Origin of the sequence: Novipirellula galeiformis (assembly GCF_007860095.1) — a bacterium.
In the GTDB taxonomy this organism is placed as follows: Bacteria; Planctomycetota; Planctomycetia; order Pirellulales; family Pirellulaceae; genus Novipirellula; species Novipirellula galeiformis.
Window position 1 is genome coordinate 24,270 of record NZ_SJPT01000003.1, and the last position, 24,922, is coordinate 49,191.

17 protein-coding genes are annotated in these 24,922 nt (G+C 54.9%); 13 read left to right on the forward strand and 4 right to left on the reverse strand.

Annotated features, from left to right (window positions below):
* Positions 1-375 precede the first annotated feature (375 nt).
* The 4 genes from Pla52o_RS08315 to Pla52o_RS08330 all read left to right on the forward strand — a co-directional run bounded on the left by Pla52o_RS08315 (position 376) and on the right by Pla52o_RS08330 (position 6,224).
* Positions 376-1,056, forward strand: coding sequence for a methionine-R-sulfoxide reductase (locus Pla52o_RS08315; RefSeq protein ID WP_231612188.1), 681 nt, complete (start codon positions 376-378; stop codon positions 1,054-1,056).
* Between the two features lie 238 nt (positions 1,057-1,294).
* Complete coding sequence (locus Pla52o_RS08320; RefSeq protein ID WP_146594168.1) at positions 1,295-2,332, forward strand: esterase/lipase family protein; 1,038 nt, start codon at positions 1,295-1,297, stop codon at positions 2,330-2,332.
* Positions 2,333-2,343: 11 nt separating this feature from the next.
* Positions 2,344-4,254: an adenylate/guanylate cyclase domain-containing protein gene (locus Pla52o_RS08325; RefSeq protein WP_146594169.1), complete on the forward strand. Its 1,911-nt coding sequence runs from the start codon at positions 2,344-2,346 to the stop codon at positions 4,252-4,254.
* Between the two features lie 95 nt (positions 4,255-4,349).
* Positions 4,350-6,224 carry a hypothetical protein gene (locus Pla52o_RS08330; protein WP_146594170.1) on the forward strand — a complete coding sequence of 625 codons (1,875 nt, stop codon included), beginning with the start codon at positions 4,350-4,352 and terminating at the stop codon, positions 6,222-6,224.
* A gap of 304 nt (positions 6,225-6,528) precedes the next feature.
* On the opposite strand, the gene Pla52o_RS08335 is transcribed toward Pla52o_RS08330, so the two are convergent.
* Entirely contained in the window at positions 6,529-8,175 is a 1,647-nt protein-coding gene (locus Pla52o_RS08335; protein ID WP_197169107.1) for an alginate export family protein, read from the reverse strand.
* Between the two features lie 721 nt (positions 8,176-8,896).
* Between Pla52o_RS08335 and Pla52o_RS08340 the strand changes: the two genes are divergently transcribed.
* The 9 genes from Pla52o_RS08340 (at position 8,897) to Pla52o_RS08380 (ending at position 21,843) form a co-directional block, all read left to right on the forward strand.
* A complete protein-coding gene (locus Pla52o_RS08340) occupies positions 8,897-10,345 on the forward strand; it encodes a CmpA/NrtA family ABC transporter substrate-binding protein (protein WP_231612189.1) in 1,449 nt (482 codons plus the stop codon).
* Between the two features lie 161 nt (positions 10,346-10,506).
* Positions 10,507-11,622, forward strand: coding sequence for an ABC transporter permease (locus Pla52o_RS08345; protein WP_146594171.1), 1,116 nt, complete (start codon positions 10,507-10,509; stop codon positions 11,620-11,622).
* Positions 11,623-11,680: 58 nt separating this feature from the next.
* A complete protein-coding gene (locus tag Pla52o_RS08350) occupies positions 11,681-12,625 on the forward strand; it encodes an ABC transporter ATP-binding protein (RefSeq protein WP_146594172.1) in 945 nt (314 codons plus the stop codon).
* Positions 12,626-12,749: 124 nt separating this feature from the next.
* Entirely contained in the window at positions 12,750-13,604 is an 855-nt protein-coding gene (locus Pla52o_RS08355) for an ABC transporter ATP-binding protein (protein WP_146594173.1), read from the forward strand.
* Positions 13,595-14,455: a GAF domain-containing protein gene (locus Pla52o_RS08360; RefSeq protein WP_146594174.1), complete on the forward strand. Its 861-nt coding sequence runs from the start codon at positions 13,595-13,597 to the stop codon at positions 14,453-14,455. The genes Pla52o_RS08355 and Pla52o_RS08360 overlap by 10 nt, the downstream gene beginning before the upstream one ends.
* 3 nt (positions 14,456-14,458) lie before the next feature.
* Complete coding sequence (locus Pla52o_RS08365) at positions 14,459-16,141, forward strand: DmsC/YnfH family molybdoenzyme membrane anchor subunit (protein WP_146594175.1); 1,683 nt, start codon at positions 14,459-14,461, stop codon at positions 16,139-16,141.
* Positions 16,138-18,378, forward strand: coding sequence for a molybdopterin oxidoreductase family protein (locus tag Pla52o_RS08370; protein WP_146594176.1), 2,241 nt, complete (start codon positions 16,138-16,140; stop codon positions 18,376-18,378). The genes Pla52o_RS08365 and Pla52o_RS08370 overlap by 4 nt, the downstream gene beginning before the upstream one ends.
* Entirely contained in the window at positions 18,375-20,198 is a 1,824-nt protein-coding gene (locus Pla52o_RS08375) for a NirA family protein (protein WP_146594177.1), read from the forward strand. Before Pla52o_RS08370 ends, Pla52o_RS08375 begins: the two co-directional genes overlap by 4 nt.
* 58 nt (positions 20,199-20,256) lie before the next feature.
* On the forward strand, positions 20,257-21,843 hold the full coding sequence (locus Pla52o_RS08380) for a sulfite reductase subunit alpha (RefSeq protein ID WP_146594178.1): 1,587 nt from the start codon (positions 20,257-20,259) through the stop codon (positions 21,841-21,843).
* 56 nt (positions 21,844-21,899) lie between these two features.
* Here the strand turns inward: Pla52o_RS08380 and Pla52o_RS08385 are convergent, their stop codons facing one another.
* The 3 genes from Pla52o_RS08385 to Pla52o_RS08395 all read right to left on the reverse strand — a co-directional run bounded on the left by Pla52o_RS08385 (position 21,900) and on the right by Pla52o_RS08395 (position 24,863).
* Complete coding sequence (locus Pla52o_RS08385; protein WP_146594625.1) at positions 21,900-22,871, reverse strand: NAD(P)-dependent alcohol dehydrogenase; 972 nt, start codon at positions 22,869-22,871, stop codon at positions 21,900-21,902.
* Between the two features lie 289 nt (positions 22,872-23,160).
* Positions 23,161-23,976: a PP2C family protein-serine/threonine phosphatase gene (locus Pla52o_RS08390; RefSeq protein ID WP_231612191.1), complete on the reverse strand. Its 816-nt coding sequence runs from the start codon at positions 23,974-23,976 to the stop codon at positions 23,161-23,163.
* Positions 23,977-24,038: 62 nt separating this feature from the next.
* Positions 24,039-24,863, reverse strand: coding sequence for a serine/threonine-protein kinase (locus Pla52o_RS08395; protein WP_146594180.1), 825 nt, complete (start codon positions 24,861-24,863; stop codon positions 24,039-24,041).
* Positions 24,864-24,922: the final 59 nt, after the last annotated feature.

Here is a 24,922-nt window from a genome sequence, read left to right on the forward strand (position 1 = left end):
AGGAGTTCAATTTGATGTTAATGCCTACATAGTGTAATGGAATTCATACTTTATTTTTACCATGCAACGGACATTTCTCTTCGCCTTGAGGCTTTCTTGCGACACCGACCCTGTCCCTCCTTTCCTATCCGTCAGGTTTTGAAAGCGATTCGCTGCTAATGCAGCTCCGCGGAGAGCTTCATGCCCTTCGAAGGAACGGGGGCGAAGCCTCGAAGGAGGGGGTTCGGGTGGGCATCAAGCTGGTGGCGTAAAATCGATGCGGCGAATAACGGTGCCCACAATCAGTGATTGGAACGATACAATGTGACCAGATGGATGCTTGGATCGAGTCCAAAATGCCATTCCCACCCCCGATTCCAGCGTAGGAGCATTCGAGTGAAATTAACTGCCATTTTCCCCATCCTTCTGGTTGGATGCTTTGCCGGATGCGAAATGACCGGTTCGCTCCCCCAAAACGACTCCGCCAGCAATGAATCGGCCACCGCGCCGGAAACCGCTGCCATGCTCGTCTCGGCTCCAGCCGACCCGGTCAGTGAAACGAGCGACGATGCTCCCGCCAACGCCGAAAAGGAGGCTTCGGGCGATGCCGAAGGGGCGAAGGATGCTCCCTTTGCCTTCAATCCGCTCAACAAGCGTGAGGCTTGGGTGATTCTGCACAAAGGAACCGAACGAGCCGGAACCGGTGAATACACCAACCTCAAGGACCCGGGCACCTATATTTGCCGCCAATGTAACGCGCCGCTCTACACATCGGATAGCAAGTTCGAGAGCCATTGCGGTTGGCCCAGCTTTGATGATGAAATCAAAGGTGCGGTCGATAGGCACCGCGATGCCGACGGCCATCGGATTGAAATTGTCTGCAGCAATTGTGGAGGCCATCTCGGTCACGTTTTCAAAGGTGAGCGATTCACCGAAAAGAACACACGCCACTGCGTGAACTCGATTTCGATGAGGTTCGTGCCCCAAGGCAAAAAGGCTCCGCCAGTGATCAAGGCGCCCTCGGCGGCCAAAGAGGCACCGACAACCAAGGACCCCAAGGTGGATGAGTCAAAGTAGCTCTCCGGAAACGGCATGGTTGCGTGGCAGATCGAGGCCACGGGCCGTTGCGAAAAAGGTACCGCACCCCAACGAACCGTGTTCCATGATCGTTGGATGCGGTGACCGCTCGACGACGCTAACTCGGTCGAGCTGCGTTTTGAGATGATTTTGGAAGGAATCGCGAAGAGATTGTCCCCTACAGTCTCTTAAGCCTAAGACACGATTTCTTTCTTACCGGTCATCCAGGGCGGCAACCATGCGAACGTTCATTCTGATTACCTTGTTGCTACTAACCCTCGGATCGAATCGAGGGGAATCGCAACCACCGACCTCGGCGATCTCGAGTGAAGATTCGCAGCGCGTCGCCCCGTCCGAGTCGATTGAAAAACCAAGAGAGCAGGAATCGCTAGAAACCGTGGCCGGCACCAACCCTTTCTCGTTGCTCAATAAGACCGCGGGGGGAACCCAGTGCTGGACGGACCATTGCTGGGTCGAGGGTTACCGCATTCAACAGAACTCGTTGACGGGCCATTGGCGGTTACTTTCCAAAGACAATACGCGGCTCACTTGGGGGACACGCTCCCATTGTGAAGCATGCCTCTCCGAACGGATTGCCGAAGCACCCTCCAGCCCCCATCCCGAACGCGTCATCGTGTTGGTGCACGGTTTAATGCGAAGCCATCATTCGATGGCTCGATTAGAGCGTGATTTGAAGCAGCGTGACGATGCATTGATCATTCGTTTCTCGTATGCCAGCACACGGTGTTCGATTCGAGACCATGCTGCGGCCCTGCGTGAACTGCTCGAGCGGTTACCGGAGGAGACCAAGATTAGTTTCGTCGGACATAGCATGGGGAACATTGTCACACGGCATTTGATCGGAGATTTGCAACGTCATGGAGATGCAAAAAATCTGTTAACGCGTTGCGAATCGATGGTCATGCTTGGTCCCCCCAACCAAGGCGCCGCAATCGCTCGCCGTCTCAACTCGGCTGGCATCTTCGACGTGGTGACGGGAAAGAGTTGTCGTGAACTGGGGGCCGACTGGGATGGTTTGGCCGATCATTTGGCGACGCCGCCGTTTCCGTTTGCCATCGTTGCTGGCGATTTGTCGTCCCATCCGATTCAAAATCCGCTTGTCGAGGGTGCCAGTGATTATGTCGTTAGTCTGGAGGAGGCCAAGCTCGACGGCGCTGAAGCGTTCTACACCGTGCCTGTGCTTCACAGTTTTTTGATGAAGAACGAACTGGCACGCAGCTTCACGATCGATTTTTTGATTTCTCACCGCAGTTAAAGTCAAACAACGTGCCTGATTTAATCGCGCAAGGTCCCCAGGAACATCAACGTTGGCGACGGGCGCTTCCGGAAGCCGCCGGCGGTCGAGAAATTCTGCTTGGACGTGTTAACAGCGATTGGAATGTGCCCTGGGACGCGATGATTTCCCGCCGCCATGCCCGGATTAAAGTGCATTTGGAAAGTCAAATTGAAATTTTCCAAAACGAGTCTGCACGCAATCCGGTTTTCTATCGGGGGCGACAATCGCCACACTTCAAACTCACCGTGGGCGAACATTTTGTGATCGGTGAAACCACATTCACGGTGGTGAATCGCCCTGGGGCTTCCGAGTTCACGTCCAACCAAAACGTCACCCAACGGGCCTACGATCACACCGCGTTACGACGACGTCATTTTCGTGACGCTAGCTCCCGGATCGAAGTGTTGAGCCGATTGCCCGATTTGATCACCAGCAGTGAGACCGATGAAGAGTTGTTGGTGCGGATGACCAATGTGTTGTTGCAATCGACGCCTTCGGCGACTGCCGTTGCGATCGTCGCCTTGGATGAACCGGCGACTTTGCATGACAATCGGCCGGCATCGGCATCACCGAACTCGGATGCCGAACAGGATATCAGCCATCGAAGCTCGGTGGAAATCCTCCATTATGATAGCCGCACGTTGGAGAATGATTCCGCTCAGGTGAGTGCGAGATTGGCACGCTCGGCGATCGAAAATCGTGAAAGCATGCTGCAGATTTGGTCATTGCAAGACGCATCTCAAAGTGGCTTTACGACGAATGAGGGGGTGGATTGGGCGTTTTGTGTCCCGTTGCGCAGCGAGGCTTGTCGCGGATGGGCGATCTACGTCGCCGGCCAATCCGAAGTGGGATTCACCACGGATGCTCGTTTTGATTCGTATGATCCCGCTGCGATCACGTCCGACGCACTTCAAGATGATTTGAAATTTGCGGAACTCGTCGGATCAATGGCTGCGAATCTGCGGCAAAGCCGTCGTCTTGAACGGCGTCAGGCATCGATGCGACAATTCTTTGCACCCCTCGTGATGGATGCCTTGGCTAATCGAGATTCCGCTGAGGTGCTGCGGCCACGCGAGGCGAATCTTTCGGTGATGTTTTGCGACTTGCGTGGGTTTACGCAGCGGAGTGAACAGCACGCCGACAAATTGCTTGAGCTTTTGAACCAAGTCAGTGAATCCTTGGGCGTGATGACCCGCGCGATCTTGGATAGCGGTGGCGTGATCGGCGATTTTCACGGTGATGCTGCGATGGGATTCTGGGGCTGGCCTATCGCTCAATCGGATACCGATAACGCCATTCGAGCTGCCCACGCCGCGGTGCAAATTCGGCGACTCCTATCGCCCGCTCAGGCACCGGACACGCCGTTGTCGCATGGCATTGGGATCGCCACCGGCAATGCGGTCGCGGGCCAAATCGGTACCGTGGACCAGGTAAAAGTCACTGCGTTTGGCCCCGTGGTGAACCTTGCCAGTCGATTGGAAGGGCTGGCCAAGCAATTTGGGGTGCAAACGATCATCGACGAAGCTACCGCGGCCGCGATCACGACGACCCGTTCGAGCGTCGACGTAGCGGGCATGGCCGCCGCTTCGAGCAACCCCCCTGCTCCGCTAAGTACGCTTGTGACGCGACGACTTGCCTTGGTTCGCCCCGCGGGATTTACCCAAGCGGTGACGATCTTTGAATTGAATGATGCCGAGGAAAGTCTCAGCGCCCCCGATCTAGCGACGTACCAAAACGGCTTGCAAGCGTTTATCGAGGGAGATTGGACACAGGCACGCGAAGCGTTCGCGGGCCTTGCCGACCGCGATCGCCCTAGCCAAAAACTGATTCAGCGGATGGAACGCTCCCGGCGAGTCCCACCGCCGGGATGGCAGGGAGTGCTCGATCTGGGAAAGAGCTAGGTTTTGTCGGGGGTACCCTCTCACCCTGACGGTGCCGGGGGCATACAATAGGACTTAAATCCTCCCTAAAACCCCTAGACTAACCGTGGTGCGCAATGGGATTGCAACAGCTTAACTCACGTCGATACATCGTCCAAACCGCGTTTTTTGTCGTACTGATTGGCATCCAGACGCATTATTCGAGTGAATCGACAGCCCAGTTGTCCGACGCTGATCGGGCGCGTTTAGTGGCGCAAATTCGCGTCGACGAAAGCCAGATCACGCCGGATCAATTTCCCGATTTGGAAGCGGCGAAGCGAGCGGTTTCAGAGCAGATTGATTCGGTTGAGCGTTTTATGCTCGCTCAACAATCGCTCAGCAACGGGCAAGCGTGGCTCGAATACCTTGCACTCGATCCATTGAGCGAGGCGTTGCAGTCAGATTCCTTAGCCGACGTAGCCCAAACCGCGATGGACGCACGTTTTCGCTTGATCGGCAATATCGATGGGTTGGAGTTGGATGTATTGACGCGTTTGCGAAGTTCGATCGAATCGTTGCTTTCGGCGATCCGCTTTCGCGATGGTGAAAAATCGGCCGAACAACTACGCAAGCAACTCGACTCGCTGGCTAAGCGGATCGAGGCGATGGATTCCATTCCCTCAGCCGAAGACGCAGCGGCGCTCTCCGCATTGGTGGGACTGTTAGAAGAATCTCAACAATCGCGAGCAGCGGTCTCCGCAATCCGGGATGTTTTTGGGCGTCCGAACCTAGCCGTCTTTGTGGGTGAGCAAGCGGTTCAACTCGCCGTTAACCGTCAAGTCGACCGATCACGCCCGATTCGCGATTGCATCCTCGGGACTCGCATCATCGGCGATGCCCACACCTCTGGGTTCGTCACTGCGACGCTGCTGCCTTCGGTCGGTGCGGCAAGGATCCAGGTTTCGTTGGACGGAAATGTTTCAACAAAAAGCACTGGATTCAACGGCCCCGTTCGACTTCGCACCTTGGGGAATGCTCAAATCTCGGCGACGCGGACGCTGAACCTCAATGAATCCGGGGTGACGATGGACCCCGCGTACGCCACCGTCTCATTGAACACAGAAATCACCGCGATCGAACACAAACTGAAACTGGTTCGCCGCATTGCGAGCAAGAGAGCGGCCGAGCAAAAACCGAAAGCTGATCGGATCGCCGTCTCTCGAATGCAGAAACAGGTGGGTCAAGAATTTGCCCAACAAACGAGCGAGGCCGGCGGCCTTGAGCCTCCTAACATTTCCGAGAGAATCGCTCCGACACTTCGCCGACTCTCCCTCGTGGACCCCGCTCGATTGTGGGGATCGACTGAGGAGACGATTTATATTGATTCCACCCTCCGCCGCAACGACCAAATTTCAACAACGGTGGCTCGTCCTGCCATTTCGAGCTCCTACGAAGCGGCGATTCAAATCCAAGAATCGGTTGTCGATAACGCGCTGGGGCCTTTCCTAGCCGGCCGAACCGTCAACGAAGCGATGATCAACGACTTGTTGGCCGAATCAGGTCGACCGGTTGAAAAGAAAGAGGGCGAGGACGCCGAGCCGCCGTTTGAAATCGATTTTGCTCGGCTGCAGCCAATTGTCTTTGAGGCCCGCGAGGGAGCGATCCGACTTGGGATTCGTGGAACTCGCTTTGCACAAGGCGAACGCGAATTGAAGGTGCCAATGGAAATCACCGCCACCTACCGACCTGCGAAGACGCCTGAAGGACACGCCATTTTGATCCGTGATGCCGATGTGAATGTTGACTTCCCAGGACGTAAACGGCTGAGCGTTTCTCAAGCAGGATTGAAACGCACGATTCAAAATCGTTTCGACGAAGTCTTTCCTGATTCACTTTTGCATCGCGCAATCGAAGTGCCGGCGACCGTTGAAATCGAAGCGATTCGTGGCCGAGAATATCACGCGCATCACATCGATTCACGCGATGGATGGCTCACCATCGCAGTTCGCTAAGGACCGCCGGACTATTGGATTAGCGGTACCAGCGTCATTGATCGATATGCCGCGTTACCCGGTGCCTTACGAGAGAGCCCGGTTTAGGAGAATCCTAACCCGAAGCGTGAGCGAGCGACTCCGATCGGATTGCATCTCGTCACCGAAAGTCCCTTGCTCACGCGCCGGGTTGTGATGATGATTGCTCCGCGTCCCCAAGAATAACGACGCATTCTAAGTCAGTCGCTAAACCCACGGCTTGCAAAAAAAAACGCCGCTTGAGTGATCAAGCGGCGTTTTTCGTTTCCAATCGGTCTCCGTTGGTTTAGAAACGAGTTTGAAACTGTGTGTAGACAAACTGGGCATCGTCGTTAGACATCACGCCTGGAGTTTCGTCGTAGTAATCGCCGGCAAAGAAATGCGAGTAGCCGAATAGCAGGCTGCTACGCGGATTCAAATTGACGTTCAGTGCGACGTCGATCTCATGTCCCAATTCCTTGTCTTCGGCCAATGCGGTCGTGTTATACGGTTGCATCGTCACGCCGTAGGGCGTTGTTGCTGTATCCAATAGGAAGTAGTGGTACCAAACCAACAAATTGACGTTGGGGCCAAGTACCGGAGTGATGAACTGCATGTTGATGTCGTGAAGGTTACGACGGCCAAACAAGTCCATGAAACCGTTGTATTTGTGGGCCAGCGGGAACTGGTGATCGAACGCGTCATCACCACGAGCGACGAAGTCCCCATCGCCACCGGAGGCATAGTCGTACCAGAACCAAACGGTAGGCTTCCAATCGGCGACTTTCAGTTTGCGTCCGAGACCTCCGGTAAAGAAGCCGGCGTCGTGGCTGCTGCCGTTGCTGTTGGAACCGAATTGCACACCGCCCTCCACTTCGTAAAGCAGATCGCCATTGCTGCCGGCGACGCGTGAACCCAGCGTGTGATAGTCAAAGTCGTTGACACTGTCATCCAGCCCGAGGTAGTACATATCCAAGGTGCCGATGTCCAACCCTTTGCGGGTCAGGTAGGTGCCAAAGAAATCGACACTCTCGTTAGCATCATCAATTTTGCTTTCGTTCGCGGCATTGCGATTCACCGGATGAACGAAGAATCCGTCCACGTTCCAATCTTCGTTGGAATACAGCAAACGTCCACCCTCGAACGTGCGACGGGTGTTGGCCCAATCAAGTGGCGAGATCAACCGCTGGGCACCAAGCAATAGTTCCTGGCGACCGACACGTGCGGTCAACTTGTTGCTTCCGTCTGAGTACAAGTTCACATCGGCGAACAGGTTCTGGATTTCACCACGATTTTCTTCGATCGGGCGGTTGTTGAAGAATTCGCCTCCCGAATCGGCGTACAAGTACTCGCCGTACAAACGAATGTAATCGTTCATGCGATAGTCCGAGAACAATCGCAAACGGGTCAACCAAAAATCGTCGTCCTGTCCGGTCAACCCAAGTCCACGCATCCCTTTTTCGTCGTGATAGCGAACACGAACTTCACCCCCAAGATCAAGCTTGCCATCGGCGAGACCTTTGAGTGAATCACCCAAAAATGAAGGGCCGGTGTAGCACGGATCGTTCAAGTAACTGAAATCGTTCGCATCGAACACGCCACCGTAGGCGTTTTTCATCTTCTCGGTCGCAGCGTCCGATTGCTTCTTTGTGCAACAGGTGCCGGTACAGCATCCGCATGTCGCCGACGCATCGCTAGCGGAGACTGGCATCGCTTCGGGATAGACTGCGGTCTCCGACAAAGGGGCCACTGCGTCGAGCGCAACTTCGTCCCCCCCTTCGTAAACCGCCTCACTGGCCATACGTACCGCTGACTCGACGTAGACCGTTTCCGTTGCGGATTCCGACGGACGGAGATTGTGGTACTCATCCGCCTGGGCCGCACTATGTGAAAACAGGGTCGAGAGGGCCACTAGAAGGGCTGCGCGTGACCGGCGTCGTTTTGAGAGGGCCATAGTGATGAGGTTCCTTCCTCAATGGATGTTTCTTTGCAAAGACCAGACTAAGGTTCCACGGTTTTGCATCCTGCGTTCCCACGCATTCATCAATGCGTTCTGCATGAGCAAGAACATCACTTGAGGTAAGAATTTCTCATTCCCGCCGGAGCCCTGCAGTCTCAGTGATTGAGACCTTTCTTCGCATCGGCTTCGCCAAGGAATCGGGGCTGCAAGAAATTGCTGGCACCTAAAAATGAAATCGATTGTGAAAAACCAAACGACCGGTCTCAATCGTTACGTTCGATACAAGAGCCTGAGTGCGGCGGTCACAATCGTCTTGCATGCCGTCGATGACGGCCGGCGTGCTTAACAAATCAGCAACTGCCGACATTCTAAGCGGGGCGAGCCAAGGAACGCATGGCTCGGAATTCCTCCTTTCTAAAAATCTTTGTTTGCTAGAGGGTGATTCGGCGCCTTTGCTGGGGGGTCTGTGTGCGGCGGAGTGCCTTAGTGGCGTGTTCCCCCAAAGTGGCTGTCTGCTTGGCCCATTTGTTGCCTAAGGCTTTGAACCATTACGAGGCACCCCGCCAGGACTTGCTCTTGCGTACTTGTATCCATGTTTGCGGGTGTCCCCTTTTCTCTGGTCCCCCATTTTTTCGACGGCGCAATGCCCACGTCTGAACGTATGACTTCCGCAACCCTTTATCGATCTTTCAAAAGCTTCGCTCGGTGCGGGTCATTGTTTTCTCTGGCTGCTTTGTCGTTGCTAACGATCGCGGGCTGCGGCAGTTCGAAAATCACGTTAGAGGACTTGGAAGCGGCAGTCGCGAAGTTGCCACAAGACAATACACCGGTGTTTGTGGCGGATAATGAAAATGATGCTGTCACCGACATGTTGGACATCGAAAAGCCATCGCTGAAGTTTGGCTTTATTAAGCTGACCGACTGTGCACCGCTCGTGATTGCGAAAGAAAAAGGATTCTTCCAGGACGAAGGACTGAATGTCGAAATCGAGGCTCAGTCGAATTGGAAAGTGCTGCTGGACCGCGTCATTGATGGGCAACTCGACGGCGCTCACATGTTAGCCGGCCAACCCATCGGAGCGACGATCGGATTTGGTACCAAAGCTCACATCATCACCGCATACAGTTTGGACTACAACGGAAACGGCATCACGGTCAGCAACGACATCTGGACTCAGATGCAAGAGAACGACGAGAGCCTAAAGTCACCAACACCGCCGCATCCGATCTCGGCAAAATCGCTCAAACCGATTGTCGATAGCTACAAGCAAGAGGGCAAAGATTTCAACATGGGGATGGTGTTCCCCGTCAGCACGCACAACTACGAAATCCGTTACTGGTTAGCCGCCGCTGGTATTCATCCTGGTTTCTACAATAAAGACAACATCACCGGCATGGTTGACGCGGACGTGTTGTTGTCGGTCACGCCACCACCGCAAATGCCGTCGACGCTCGAAGCGGGCACGATCCTTGGTTACTGCGTCGGCGAACCTTGGAACCAACAAGCGGTTGCCAAGGGAATTGGCGTCCCGGTAACGACCAACTATGACATTTGGAAGAACAACCCAGAAAAGGTGTTCGGGGTTTCCGCCGAGTGGAACGAGAAGTACCCGAACACTCACGTCGCAGTCGTCAAAGCGCTAATTCGAGCAGGCAAATGGCTTGATGAAACCGATGCCGATGGCAAACTGACCCATCGCGAAGAAGCGGCCAAGATCTTGAGTGGTAAAGATTACGTCGGAGCCGATGAAGATCTGATCAAACAGAGCATGACGGGCACCTTTGTGTTTCAAAAGACCGATGTTCGCCCGCTGCCCGATTTCAATGTGTTCTTCAAACATTACGCCAGCTACCCGCATTACAGCGACTGCATTTGGTTCCTGACCCAAATGCGTCGCTGGGGGCAGATCACCGAAAGCAAACCGGCCGAGTGGTACGAAGAAACCGCAAAAGAAGTTTACAAGCCTGGAATTTACCGCAAGGCCGCAGCGATGCTGGTCGCGGAAGGAAAAGTCACGACGGCAGAAATTCCTGAGGGCGAATATGACGGCTATCGACCGGCAACCAACGAATTCATCGACGGCAATACCTACGATGCTCGTGACCCCATCGGCTATATCAACAGCTTCGTGATTGGCAACAAAGACAGCGACGAAATTCGCTGATCATTCTGCGAAACAAAACAAACACCTGGCGTAGTGGATCTTGCTAAAGATCCCAAGCAACGGATTTTTAGCAAAATCCACTACGGCAGGCACGAATGCAAGGTCGCCAAGCGGTCAGCGACATTGACTTCAAACACCTTACCGCAATCGAGAGATCAAGAATGAATTGGCGTGGAACCGCTTTAAGACTTTGCAACGTCGCTGGGATGCCGATTTTCGAGCCGTTCGTTCGCCTTGCCGCTGGCGAAGATCCCAAAGAACAATTCAAAGGGATTGCAAAGTTCGTTTTATTGCCGATTGTGGCGATCGCATTGTTTGTCGGTGCATGGTCCTTGGCCGCGAAGACGGTCGTTACCGAAAGCATGCAATTGCCAAGTCCGTCGGCGACCTGGCAAGCCGGCGCGGATTTGTTCGCAATGCATTTTGCACAACGCGCCGAAGATCGCGTCAAGAAAGATGAAATGCTCTCCGAAGCGATTGTCTTCATGGTGCAAGCGAAGTCGTTGGAAAATCAAGCCATCGCCGCGTCGTCTAGCGATAAAGAAACCTTGCTTGCCAACGCATTGATCTACAAAAAGAAAGCCGTTCAAGCGGCGAACTATGTCCCCTCGAGTGCGCCGACCTTTATCGACCAAATCTTTACCAGTCTGAAGACCGTTTTCTTTGGCTTTGCGATCGCAACCTTGATCGCGGTTCCACTGGGAGTGCTTTGTGGCATGAGTCCATGGTTCAACGCCGCGTTGACGCCCGCGATTCAAATGTTCAAACCGGTCAGCCCGTTGGCTTGGTTGCCACTTGCCAGCCTCGTGATCATTTGGGCTTACAGCAACTCACAGCCAGGTGAAACGTTTTTTGAAAAGGCGTTTTTGATTTCGGCCGTAACCGTATCGCTCTGCTCGCTTTGGCCGACGCTAGTGAATACCACTCTCGGCGTCGCGAGCGTGGACAAGGATTACTTGAATGTCGCTCGCGTACTGAAACTGACTTGGTCACAAAAGCTGTTCAAGATCATTTTGCCCGCCAGCTTGCCGCTGATGTTCGCGGGCTTGCGAATCAGTCTTGGTGTTGGATGGATGGTGTTGATCGCAGCGGACATGTTGGCTCAGAACCCTGGGCTTGGGAAATTTGTTTGGGATGAATTCCAAAACGGCAGCAGTACCACCTACGCCCGAATCGCCTTCAGTGTTTTGATCATTGGTCTGATCGGTCTGGTGCTTGATCGCATCATGATCTGTTTACGCAACATGGTTAGTTTCGGAAACCCGGTCGCGGGCTAGGGCATCGCTGTCCCATTCCCGCTTTCCGGAAAACCCTCACGAACGAACGAGAGAAACGATGAGCGTAGCCGTCCTTCCTAATCCAACGATTGAAACACGACTCGATCATTTGCCACCCAACCCGATTCTGACGATGCGTAACGTGTCGAAGGGGTACGGCAGTGGTGTGACTCGCAATGAAGTTCTTCAGAACATCAACTTGAATATTCGCGAAGGCGAATTTTTAGCAGTGGTTGGTTTTTCCGGTAGCGGAAAGACCACCTTCACTCAATTATTGGCTGGCTTGATCCAACCCGACAGTGGCGAAATTTTGATGGAAGGCGAACCGATCACGGGCCCCGGTCCCGATCGTGGTTTGGTGTTTCAAAACTATTCGCTCCTGCCTTGGCTAACCGTTCGCGGCAACATTGCGTTGTCGGTCGATAGTGTGTTCCGCACGTGGGGCAAAGGAGAACGCCGCGACCATGTTGAAAAGTTCATCGAGATGGTCGGTCTCAGTCACGCCGCCCATCGTCATCCTCACGAATTGTCCGGTGGCATGCGGCAACGCACCTCGTTGGCTCGTACTTTGGCAATGAAACCGAAGGTCCTGCTGCTGGACGAACCCCTTTCCGCGCTGGACGCGTTAACTCGCAGCGGGTTGCAGGAAGAGATCCTGAAGATTTGGGAAGAGGAGCGTCAAACTTGTTTAATGATCACCAACGACGTCGATGAAGCGATCTTGGTCGCCGATCGCATCGTCGCCTTAAACCCAGGCCCGTGTGCTTCGCTAGGTCCGATGTTCACCGTCGAACTCGATCGACCGCGTGAAAAGTCATCGCTGAACCACAATGAACGCTTCAAGGGTTTACGCAACGCGGTCACCAATTACTTGGTTGCTGTACGCCAAAAATCACGCTCTGACGAGGCCGCTGTTTCGACGGCACCCAAGTTTGAACTACCCGATATCGAGCCCATTAGTTTGACGAAGCCTCATCGCTTGATTGTCAATTCACCGGCTTAGAGCCTATTGGAAATTGATGTGAGATGTAGGGCCGGTTCCCACCGGCCAATCACAAGCTGGCCGGTAAGAACCGGCCCTACGACCTATCTAGAAATGCTCTAGTAACAACGAATCGGAAAAGCAGATGGCTGGCTACGTAGAAATGTTTCGTCTCGGCAAGACCTATGACACGCTCAGTGGTCCTGCGGTCATCGTCGAAGACTTCAACTTGAACATGAAGCAAGGTGAATACGCCAGTTTGCTGGGGCATTCCGGTTGCGGCAAAAGCACCGTGCTAATGATGGTTGCGGGGCTCTGCGAGATCACTGATGGGGGCGTCGTCGTCGCAAACCACGAAATCGATGGCCCCGGTCCCGATCGTGGAATCGTTTTCCAGTCCCCATGCCTGATGCCGTGGATGACGGCGATGGAAAACGTGCTCTTAGGCGTCGACCAAGTTTATCCCCATGTCACTAAGAAACAGCGTCACGATTTGTCCGCGTATTACTTGTCGCTCGTCGGGCTCGGCAACCAATTGCGCACACGTGCGTCGGATCTAAGCCAAGGCATGCAACAACGCGTCGGCATTGCCCGCGCCTTTGCGTTGAAACCCAAAATGCTTTTGCTTGATGAGCCGTTTGGAATGCTCGACTCGCTAACACGAATGGAACTGCAAGAAATCCTGCTTGAGATTCTGATGCGAGACAAAGTGACCACGATGATGATCACCCACGATGTGGACGAGGCTTTGTTTATGAGCGACCGCGTCGTGATGATGACTAACGGTCCGTGTGCTACCGTGGGTGCAATTTTCGACATTCCGTTTAACCGTCCACGTGTTCGCACCGAAGTGCTCGAGCATCCGGAGTACTACGATTACCGAGAAAAACTGCTTTGTTTCTTAGCGGACCAAGACCACAAAAAGTTGAAGCAAGACGTTGCCCAGCACGAGGCAAAGAAGGCTGAAGGTATCAACGAGGAGGACAGCGTATGTGCCTAGTGCTTCCGAGTCGGATCTCCAACGCATTCCTGTGTGACGTTCGAGCCTACGACGTCAACGACAATCGCTGTGTCAACAATGAAGGGGAATCCGCACTCGATCGTTTGGCAATCGAGTGCCTCGAAAGTGGCACGGCATGTGTTAGCACTTTCCACGAAGCCCCAGTTAAAGCGGCAGTCGCCTTTCCGATTTTTCGCAGTGAAATCATCGTTTCGATTGTCGTCTTGGCCACCAAGGCCGACGATCAATCGCCCGGCGTGTTTGAAGTCTGGTCGCCTGTGGGGATCCACGAAGAAGTGGCGTTAACCTCGGGGTTTTACGGCAATCTAACTCGTTTTCAAAACGTTTCGTCGTTCGTTCGCTTTGAAAAAGGCTCGGGACTACCGGGGCAAGTCTGGAATTCGTTGCGAGCGATCATCCACGAGGACCTCGCCAGCCACAGCGGTTTCCTGCGTGCAGCGGGTGCCAGTGCGGGCAGTTTGCAAACCGCCATTGGGATTCCCGTCGCAGGCGAGAACTATGTCGCCTCGGTGCTACTGCTCAGCAGCGAGGTCTCGCCGATGGCACGCGGTTTTGAAGTTTGGCGAGCGGATGCGGATGGTGGCTACACCCTCGAATCGGCAAGTTACGCGGATCCCACGATCGAGCTTGCCATTGGGACTGCGATGCCAGCAACCTCAGGCATTCCGGCGTTGGCTTGCGAGCACGGTGGCGCGACCGTGTCTGAAAACCCAACGATTTTGCGATCCGGTCGACTATTCGACGAGGATGCGACTCCGATCCAAGGTTGTCTTGCGATCCCGTTTTATGAATCCGACGCCATTACGAGCGTCACAGTGTTGTTGTTTTAAATCATGTCCATCGCACTCCCTATCGTTCAGTCGTCACCTGACTTGGTCGAGCAATTGCTGACCGAGCAGCAGGCGCTTTCGGCCGTCGAACAATTCAGTTCGGCTCATGACAGCGAAGCGGGTGTGGCTCCAGCGCAAGCACGTTACTACCGCAGTCTGATGCCCGTTTCGCCTCCAGGCCTCGGGCAACAATATTCGTTTGACGTCGACCTCGATCAATGCAGTGGCTGCAAAGCCTGTGTCGTCGCCTGCCATACCATGAACGGACTGGATGAAGATGAAAGCTGGCGGCGTGTGGGTACGCTGACGATCGGCGAGCCCGAAGCACCGCGGATCCAACACGTCACGACTGCCTGTCATCACTGCGAAGACCCGGGATGTTTGAGCGGATGCCCGGTCAAAGCCTACGAAAAGGATTCTGATACAGGGATCGTCCGTCACTTGGATGATCAATGCATCGGCTGCAAATACTGCACGATGATGTGCCCCTACGAGGTGCCTCAATACAGCGAACGTCTCGGTATCGTACGCAAGTGCGACATGTGTCACCAACGCTTGTCCGCCGGTGAAGCTCCTGCGTGTGTGCAAGCGTGTCCGAACGAGGCGATCTCGATCACCGTGGTCGACACCGCAGATACCAGGTTTGCCGACGACGACCGCATCGCACCGGGGGCCCCCTTATCCACGATCACGAAACCGACAACCAACTATCGCACTGAACACGGTGATGTTGCCGATAACGCGGTACCCCAAGACATCGGGGTGGACCAGGTCGCCGAAAGCCACTGGCCTTTGGCGGTGATGTTGGTTGCCACCCAAGTTTCGGTAGGGATGATTTTCATCGAGCGTTTGGCGGCGCCATTGGCTTGGGTTTCGGGGCACGATCACTCGGTCGTCGCCACTCGATCCATTTTGCTTACCGCCCTGCTGATTGGCGGCATTGGACTGAACATCGCTTCGTTGCACCTCGGTCAACCGCTGCGAGCCTGGCGAGTCTTTTTGGGGTTAAAGACCAGCTGGCTCAGCCGCGAAGCCGTTGTGCTGGGCAAGTACATGGGACTGCTAACCGCCGCGACCGCACTGTACTGGTTGCCTGTGTTTAGCGAGTACGTTCCGCAATCGATTCAACGGTGGATCCCCGACTGGGCAGCAAGTTTGACACTCGTGATGGCGATTTTAGTGGGTGCTGCGGGACTGTTTAGCAGTGCCATGATTTACATCGCGACACGTCGGCAAATTTGGCGAAGCTCACGAACCCTGATTCGCTTTATGGGAACTGGCGTTGTTGCCGGAGCGACAAGTGTGCTGCCCATTTTGATCCTTAGTGGTGAAAGTCGTTTCATTTCCGTGGCGATCACGATGATCGCGATGATCACATTGGCCGGTAAAGCAGCCTGGGAATGGAACGTGCATTTGAATCCAAGCGGACGTGGCGATGCCTATGATCGCCGCTCGCGTCGGTTGGTTCGCCAATCGCTATCGGGTCTGGCTAAGTCACGGATGTTGGCGGCCCTAGTCGGCTTGGGCTTGCTGTGCGTTGCCGCGGCGACAACGTTCGTTTCGCCTTGGACCGCAGCGGGATTTTCGATCGCAGCGAGCGTGATTGTGATCGGCGGCGAGATCGCGGAACGATTGCTGTATTTCATGAGTGTTGTTTACGACCGGATGCCAGGAACTTTCCGATGATTCAGCCCAGGACGAAATTTCGCGGAAATCTGACACGCAATTTATTGCCTCAGCTGTTGCGACAGCACGACGGCAAGATGACGCGTGAGCTGTTGCTGCACCCGGGGGACCATGGGCTCGGGATGACCCACGAGTCGATGCAAGCCGATGCCACCACGACGGCGGTTTGCGGATATTGTTCGACCGGCTGTGGATTGCGATTGCATCTTCGCGATGACGAAGCAGTCGGTCTGACACCCGAAACCTCCTACCCCGTCAACCTCGGTATGGCTTGCCCAAAGGGCTGGGAAGCATTGCGGGTGCTCGATTCGGAGGACCGTGCGACCGACCCAATGATTCGCACGTCCGATGGCAAATTCGCCCCTGTGTCGTGGGATCATGCCCTGCGTCTGTTCACAACCCGGATGAAAGGGATCCAGCGTCAACACGGACCTGATTCGGTTGCATTTTTGAGCACCGGGCAAATCGCGTGCGAGGAGATGGCATTCCTTGGTGCGTTGGCAAAATTCGGCATGGGAATCAAACATGGGGACGGTAATACGCGTCAATGTATGGCCACCGCCGCGACGGCATACAAAGAAGCCTTCGGGTTCGACTCGCCGCCGTTCACCTACGACGATTTTGAGCAAAGCGATTGCATGGTCTTCATCGGTGCCAATCCTTGCATCGGCCATCCGATCATGTGGGAACGGGTGCTGCGAAACCATCACGCTCCGGAAATCATTGTCATCGACCCTCGTTGCACCGAGACCGCGATGGCAGCAACTCAGCACTTACAAATTCGCCCCAAAAGCGACCTTGCGTTGCTGTACGCGATCACCAATCACTTGATCGCTTGCGAATGTGTCGATCGTAAATTCATCGACAAGCACACCGAAGGTTTTGAAAAGCTTTCCGAGCACGTCAGCCGGTTTACTCCTGACGCTGTCGCTCCGATGACGGGAATTTCAGCTGATGCGATTCGTCAAACAGCCGAAACGATCGGGCGAAGAAAGGCGGTGTCGCTGTGGTGGACGATGGGAGTCAACCAAAGTTACGAAGGCACGCGAACGGCACAAGCGATCATCAATATCGCCTTGATCACCGGCAACATCGGTCGACCGGGAACGGGCGCCAACAGCATTACCGGTCAATGCAATGCGATGGGTTCACGATTGTGGAGCAACACCACCAATCTATTCGGCCATCACGATTTCAAGGACTCAGCGGATCGCGAGAAGGTCGCCACCAGTTTGGGGATCGACGCGGACTTGATTCCGACCGAGCCAAGTTGGAGCTACGACGGGATCATGGACGGGATTCGTCGCGGCGACATTCGTGGATTGTGGGTGATCGCGACCAACCCGGCTCACAGCTGGATTCACCAGAGCGAAGCTCGCAACCTGCTCGACCGGCTCGATTTCCTTGTTGTTCAAGACATGTATCACACCACCGAAACGGCTCGGCATGCGGATTTGATTCTTCCGGCCGCCGGCTGGGGTGAAAAGTCGGGCACGTTCATCAATAGCGAACGTCGCTACGGCGTACTGAAAAAAGTACGTCGTGCACCTGGCAAAGCACTGGCGGATTTCCATATCTTTCGTGCCCTCGCGGCGTACTGGGGCGTGGAAGACATGTTCGCCGAGTGGACGGATCCCGAAGCGGTGTTTCGCATCATGCAACGGGCGAGCGAAGATCAGCCCTGCGATATGACCGGCATTGATGGCTATGAACAAATTGATCGCTGTGGCGGCATCCAATGGCCATGGACCGAAGCGGATGCCGAAGGCGATTTTCAACCCGAACAACAACGTCGTTTATTCGCTGATGGTCGTTTCTATCACCACGATGGTCGCGCTCGCTTGATTGTCGACGATCTGACTCCGATGCCCGAAGCCCCAGACGAGGACTTTCCGACTTTGTTGATGACCGGTCGGGGCACGGTCAGCCAATGGCATACGCAAACACGCACAAACAAAAGCCCGGTGCTGCGCAAACTGTATCCCAACGAAGCTTACATCGAGATCAATCCTGAGGACGCTGCTGCGATTGCCGTCGAAAACGGCGACCAAGTTCGTGCTCAATCACGTCGCGGCAGCTTGCTCGCAACGGCGATGGTGACCCCCACTGTGAAACCGGGCCACGCATTTATGCCAATGCATTACGAAGCCACCAACCAATTGACCCTGAGCCACTTTGACCCCCACAGCCGTCAACCCAGCTACAAAGATTGTGCGGTAAGGATCGAACGAGCATGAGTGAGAAACCGTTTAGCGAAGAGCAACAACAATACATCGCCGGATTCGCATTCGGTGCCGACGTGGCACGCGCGGTGAACCGATTGCCGATGGTCAGCAATTGTGTATCAGGACCTTCGGGGAACGCGGTTACCATCGGTGGTGGCGCCGCAACGGTCGATGGCAAATCGTTGCCGGTCGGTCCCGAACGGATCGCGTTGCAAGCACAAGCCGACTGCATCGCCGCTGGAAAAAAACTGTGCAAAGAAGAAAAGGCTAAACAGGCGAAGAACCCGTTGGACATGTGGGACGAGATCCAAGCTCGTTCCGATGCCAATGAATTTCCCAAAGGCGACGACGTCTTCCTGACCAAATTTCATGGGCTGTTCTTCGTCGCTCCGGCTCAAAAGAGCTTTATGTGCCGCATGCGGTTGCCGGGCGGCCTATTGCATTCGTGGCAACTGCGCGGATTGGCGGATTTGTCCGACAAATCGGCGGGCGGATTTATCGACGTGACGACGCGTGCGAACCTGCAACTTCGCGAAATTCCCGCCGATCACGCGATGAACATCCTGTATGGACTTCGCGAGCTCGACATCATCAGCCTCGGATCCGGGGGGGATAACATTCGCAATTGCACCGCCAGTGCGCTGTCGGGGATCGATCCCATGGAATTGATCGAAACGATTCCTTATGCGAAACGAATGCATCATTACATCGTCAATCACCGCGAAATGTATGGATTGCCGCGAAAGTTCAACATCGCTTTTGATGGTGGAGGCAGCATCAGTGCGCTCGACGACACCAATGACATTGGCTTCCACGCAGTGCAAGTAACCGAAGCCACCGCCAGCGAATCGTTGCCAGCGGGTGTTTATTTTCAACTGACGCTCGGCGGTATCACCGGTCACAAAGATTTCGCTCGCGACACCGGCGTCTTGCTGCGTCCGGAAGAGTGCGTGGAAGTCGCCGGAGCGATCGTTCGCGTTTTTGTCAGATCTGGGGACCGTACCGACCGTAAGAAAGCTCGGCTGAAATACGTGCTCGACGACTGGGGATTTAAAAAATTCATCCAAGCAGTCGAAACAGAGATGGGGCATGAGTTGCGAAAAGTCAGCTCGGATCTTGTCGTGATCCCTGACAACGAAAACCGTCACGCGCATGTCGGCGTGCACCCGCAAAAACAAAACGGACGCCAATACGTTGGCGTGGTGTTGCCCGTCGGCCGCATCACCAGCGACCAAGCACGCGGGCTCAGCGACATCGCTGAAACCTACGGTAACGGTGAGATACGTTGTACCGTTTGGCAAAACGTCTTGATTCCGCATATTCGTGACGAAGACGTCGAGGAAGTAAAAGCGAAGCTAGATTTCATTGGGCTCAGTTGCGACGCCAGCTCGTTTCGTGCCGGACTTGTCGCTTGTACTGGAAGTGCCGGTTGCAAGTTTGCCGGGGCCGATACCAAAAAGCATGCGATGATCATCGCCGAGACGCTTGAATCGCAATTCAAACTCGATCAACCCATCAACATTCATGTCACCGGATGCCACCACAGTTGTGCCCAGCACTACATCGGCGACATCGGCTTGCAGGCTTGTCAAGTCGAACAAGGCGATGACATGGTCGACGGATACCACGTCAACGTGGGAGGCGGCTGGGGCACCCGCAAAGGGATCGCCCGGCTGATGTTTGAATCGGTGGCGTTCACGGACATCCCCGCTCTGATCACTGCGATTGTCGGTGGCTATTTGCAACAGCGACATGAAAACGAATCGTTCGTCGAGTTCGCTCAACGGACCAGCGATGAAGACCTCAAAGCGTTAACCCTAAGTTGTGTTTGAATTTGAGTGACCACCGTCACTTTTGAAAAGAAACTCCTAATCCTTCCTGAACCGAACCATGAGTAGCTTGATTCCTGATACCGCGCCATTTTCCCAAGAACAACGCGCTTGGCTAAACGGTTTTTTCTCTGGCATGATGGGCATTCAGTCCAATACGCAGCAGGGCGAAGCCCTCGCCGCGATGGGGTTCTCGAGTGAAACCATCGCCACACCAAGTGAACCAGCGGAGGAAGAGGATTTTCCTTGGCACGATGAATCGCTGCCGATCCTGGACCGCATGAGTCTGGCGGAGGATAAGCCGCTGGATCGCAAATTGATGGCCGCGATGGCTCAACTTGATTGCGGATCGTGCGGCTATTTGTGCCAAACGTACAGCGAAGCAATTGCATCGGGAACCGAATCGAATCTGTCGCTGTGCAGCCCCGGTGGCAAAGAAACCAAGCAGATGATCAAAAAGCTGCTGAAGGACAGCGGCGGCGCTGAAGCCAGTGGAGCTGCGGCCGCACCGCTCGCAGGCGATGCCCCTGGGGCTTCGCGGTCCGCTCCCTACACCGCCAAACTGCTCGCGTCACGCTGTTTAAACAAAGAAGGCTCGGCCAAGGCGGTCCATCATGTCGAAATCGATTTGTCGGGATCAGGGATCAAATACGAAGTCGGCGACGCGCTCGGTGTTTGCCCGTCCAATTGCAGCGAACTGGTTAGCGAGATCCTGCAGCGAATCGAGTCCGATCCAAACGCCGAAGTGACCACGCCGCTGGGGAACACCAAGCCATTTAAGCTAGGACTGCAAGAAGATTGCTGCCTAAAGGATCCGAGTGACGAATTGCTTGAATCATTGATCAGCCGCACTGCGGATGCGACCAGCAAACAAGCACTCGCCAAGATGCTCGAAGACGGCGTGCCCGACGGCGTTGACGTGCTTGATACATTGAGTCTCGCGAGCGACGTCAAGTTAACGGCGTCCGAGTTAATGGAGACCCTCGAGCCGCTCAATCCGCGACTGTACTCGATCGCCAGCAGCATGAAGGCGGTCGGCGAGCAGGTTCACTTGACCGTTGGCAAGGTCCTCTACGAGCGTGAAGGACGCGTTCGTAAGGGGGTCGCCAGCACAATGTTAACGGATCGCTTGGAGTCGGGTTCGTCACTGCGGATCTTTACGCATGCGAACCACACCGGATTCACGGTCCCGACCGATTTGAATGTGCCAATCATCATGGTCGGTCCGGGAACGGGTATCGCTCCGTTTGTGGCGTTCTTGCAAGAACGTGTTGCCACAAAGTCGAGCGGAAAAAATTGGTTACTGTTCGGAGACCAGCACGAAGCGTATGACTTTTTGTACGAGGAACAACTGCAGGCCTATGTCGAAGCGGGATGCTTACAACGACTCGATACCGCGTTCAGTCGCGACGGGGACAAAAAGGTCTACGTCCAAGACCGGATGCGAGAAAACGGAGCTGAGTTGTTCCAGTGGCTCACCGAGGGTGCTCACTTCTACGTGTGTGGCGACGCGTCTCGAATGGCGGCCGATGTTGATCGAACACTAAAGGCCATCGTCGCCGAGCATGGCAACATGAGTGAGGAACAGGCCGATCAATACGTGGCCAGTTTGTCGAAAACAAAACGCTACGTCCGCGACGTCTACTGATCGGCCGTGCGACTCGGATTCGCATCGGCGAGCACGGTACAGGGGGCGGCTTCCAACTATCCGATCTGATTGGATTCGTCGGTCGCGTGTCGTTGGTTCAGCACGATCACTTTACCTTGATCGACGCCGTTTTCCACCCGTCGATGTGCCGCAGCCGCTTGCGCCATCTCAAAACAGCTATCGATCGTGATCATCAATTTGCCTTGTTCGTACAGCGTGATCAATTCACGCAGATCGTCACCGGAGGGTTTGGCCAACATCACCGTTCCGGACTTGGACAATGGCCAAGTGACGAGCGTCATCAGCATCCCTTTCACGTCGGGTTCGGTCGACACGTAGCGTCCTTTCGGATGGAGCACGTCGCGTGATTCGAAATAGCCTGACGTGCCCGCCGCATCAAAGATCAAATCCCATCGTTCTCTCGATTCGGTGAAGTCTTTCTTTTTATAGTCATAAAAATGATCGGCTCCGAGAGACCTACAGAAAGCTTCGTGAGCACCGCTGGCGACGGCATCGACGTGGCATCCATAGGCCTTGGCAATCTGGACGGCAAACATTCCGACGCCACCGCTGGCTCCGTTAATCAAGACATGCATGCCCGCTGCGATTTTTCCATGGTCGCGCAGCGATTGCAGCGCGGTGGTACCGGCCAGCGGGATCGCAGCGGCTTCTTCGATCGACATCGACTCGGGAATTTTTGCAGCAACGTCGATGGCACAGACGGCATAGTCGGCGCAGGCACCGCCGCGTGCATGATCGAGAAACGCGATGACGCGATCACCAAGCGAAAACGGCGCATCGTCGGCACAGTCGGCCACAACGCCTGCGACATCGTAACCGGGCACGCGTGGGAAACCGCCCAGCAGCAACGCTTTCATTTCTCCGCTGCGAATCCGATAGTCGATTGGGTTGACGCTCGACGCCTCTACTTCGATCAACAATTGACCGGGCAGGCGCCGGGGCAAAGGAAGATTGGTCAAGTGCAGCACGTCGGCATCGCCGTAATCGTCGTAGACCACCGCGCGCATCATGTCCTGGGGTTCACGGGAATTCAAAGCAGTCGGCTCCAACAATGTGGTTTGTCGTAGCAAATCAGCGTCTCAAGAGGGACGCGATTCACAACTCGAGTGAAAGCGAGTCTTCAAGCCGATTTCAGTGTGCAATTTGCGTACCTCCAACGCTCGATGCGAAAACTCCGCTTCGAAATGGAGTTTGTACCCCAGTTTAGACGTGTGCCCTTCGAGCAATATCGGCAGCGCCTCAGGCGCGACGAGGATCCGCGTCGCTTGGAAAGAGGCTCAGCGTCGTGTGGGAACGCTAGCGTGCGTACAACAAGATGGTCAAATCGTCCGGTTTGCCAGGCAACTGCTCCTCGTTGCCGCTCATCCGTTGGCTGGCGATTTGAACCAGTTTCTGCATGCATCCAATTGGCTTGCCGCTCTTCATCGCGGCGACGACTTCGGAGAGATGCAGGTTGTCGAACAAACCATCGCTGGCCAAGATCACACGGTCGCGCGCCGCCAATTGGCGTGAGGGCCCGACTTCGATGTGCATCGTTTTTGATCCGACCAAATTCGAGACGACATGGCGATCGTCGTGCGTCATCGCGGCGGCCTCGTCTAACATGCCCGATTCGATGGCATAGCCGACGGGCGAATGCGATGTCGATTTCCACTTCAGCGATCCACGTTGACCCACAATCATCGTCATCGAATCGCCCACGGTGTACGCGCGAACGCGACCTTCGACAATCTCGACCACCGACAACGTGGTCGCTGCACCGACGCCGAGATCCAAGATTTCGGTGTTGGCCTTTTCGATCCCGTCCAGGATTGCAGGGCGCAGGTCCGCATCGGGATCCGAGGCTCCGACCATCTCCGCGATACAGTGCACCGCGATCGCCGACGCTTTGTAGCCGAGCGGACAACCGCCAACTCCATCAGCCACCGCCATTACGATCGCACCGCTAGAGGTTCGAATCACCATCGAGCTGTCGTCGTTGGGTTCGATCTTCCCAGGACAACGCCGCGAAATTGAAACCACCGACCCCAACGGCATCGGATGCAAGCGTGGATCACGCATGTCACTTTCGATGCAAAAGTCGAGAGACGTTTCAGTGATGGTTGACAACATGATGGGCTGAATCATTACCCACCCGCAGGTGGAGGAGAGATGAAAGTGGAGTCTCCTTAATTCTAGCCCGAGACTCGGTTGCGACGAGAGAAGCGGATCGCTTTCAGTCGAGTTTGTTCAAAGACCGATAGCATTTGAGGCGCATCCCGATAACGATGGCGGGGGTTAACTTCGAGCGATTTACGGATTACAGCGATTAAATCGCCATGGGCGCGTCGACGCAGCTGCGCAGCCCCCTCTAGTGGCCACTCAAAAGGATATTCGGGCCATTTACCGGAAAATATCCGATAAGCGAGCAAACCGATCGAAAAGACGTCCGAACGCATCGAAGGTTTGCCCATCGCTTGTTCCGGCGCCATGTAGCCGACCGTTCCGGTCCCCGAGCCGCTGATCGTAGCTTGGGCAGCCTTGGCGATCCCGAAATCACCCAACCGAATCACGTTGTCCTCGAACAACAAGATGTTTTCCGGTTTGATGTCGCAGTGAATCACCCCTTGCTCGTGCGCGTAGGCGACCCCTTCGAGCAACTGCGTGACGTAATCAAACGCGAGTTCGAAACCAATCCGCTTTTGGATTCGATCGGCCAGCGTCCGTTCACCCATCGGCGAGACGATGACGAAGTGGCCTTCGATAAAGGCGGCATCGCGAATCGGCAAAATATTGGGATGGTCCAATTGGATCGTCAATCGCGCTTCGCGGCGGAACTCTTCGAGCAATTGGGGCGAAACCAATTCAGGGGACGGAATCTTTAACGCCACCTTGATTCCCAACAGCGTGTCGAAGGCGGCGTAGACCGTCGCAAACCCACCCGTTCCAAGTCGTCTTTCAATCCGATACTTTCCAAGTCGCGTACCAACGCGGACAGGAGACTTGGGCTTCGTGTGCATGAAAAACGTATTGCCGGTTCGATGAAGTGGGAAACGTAGGAGCGAGGAGAGACGTCACC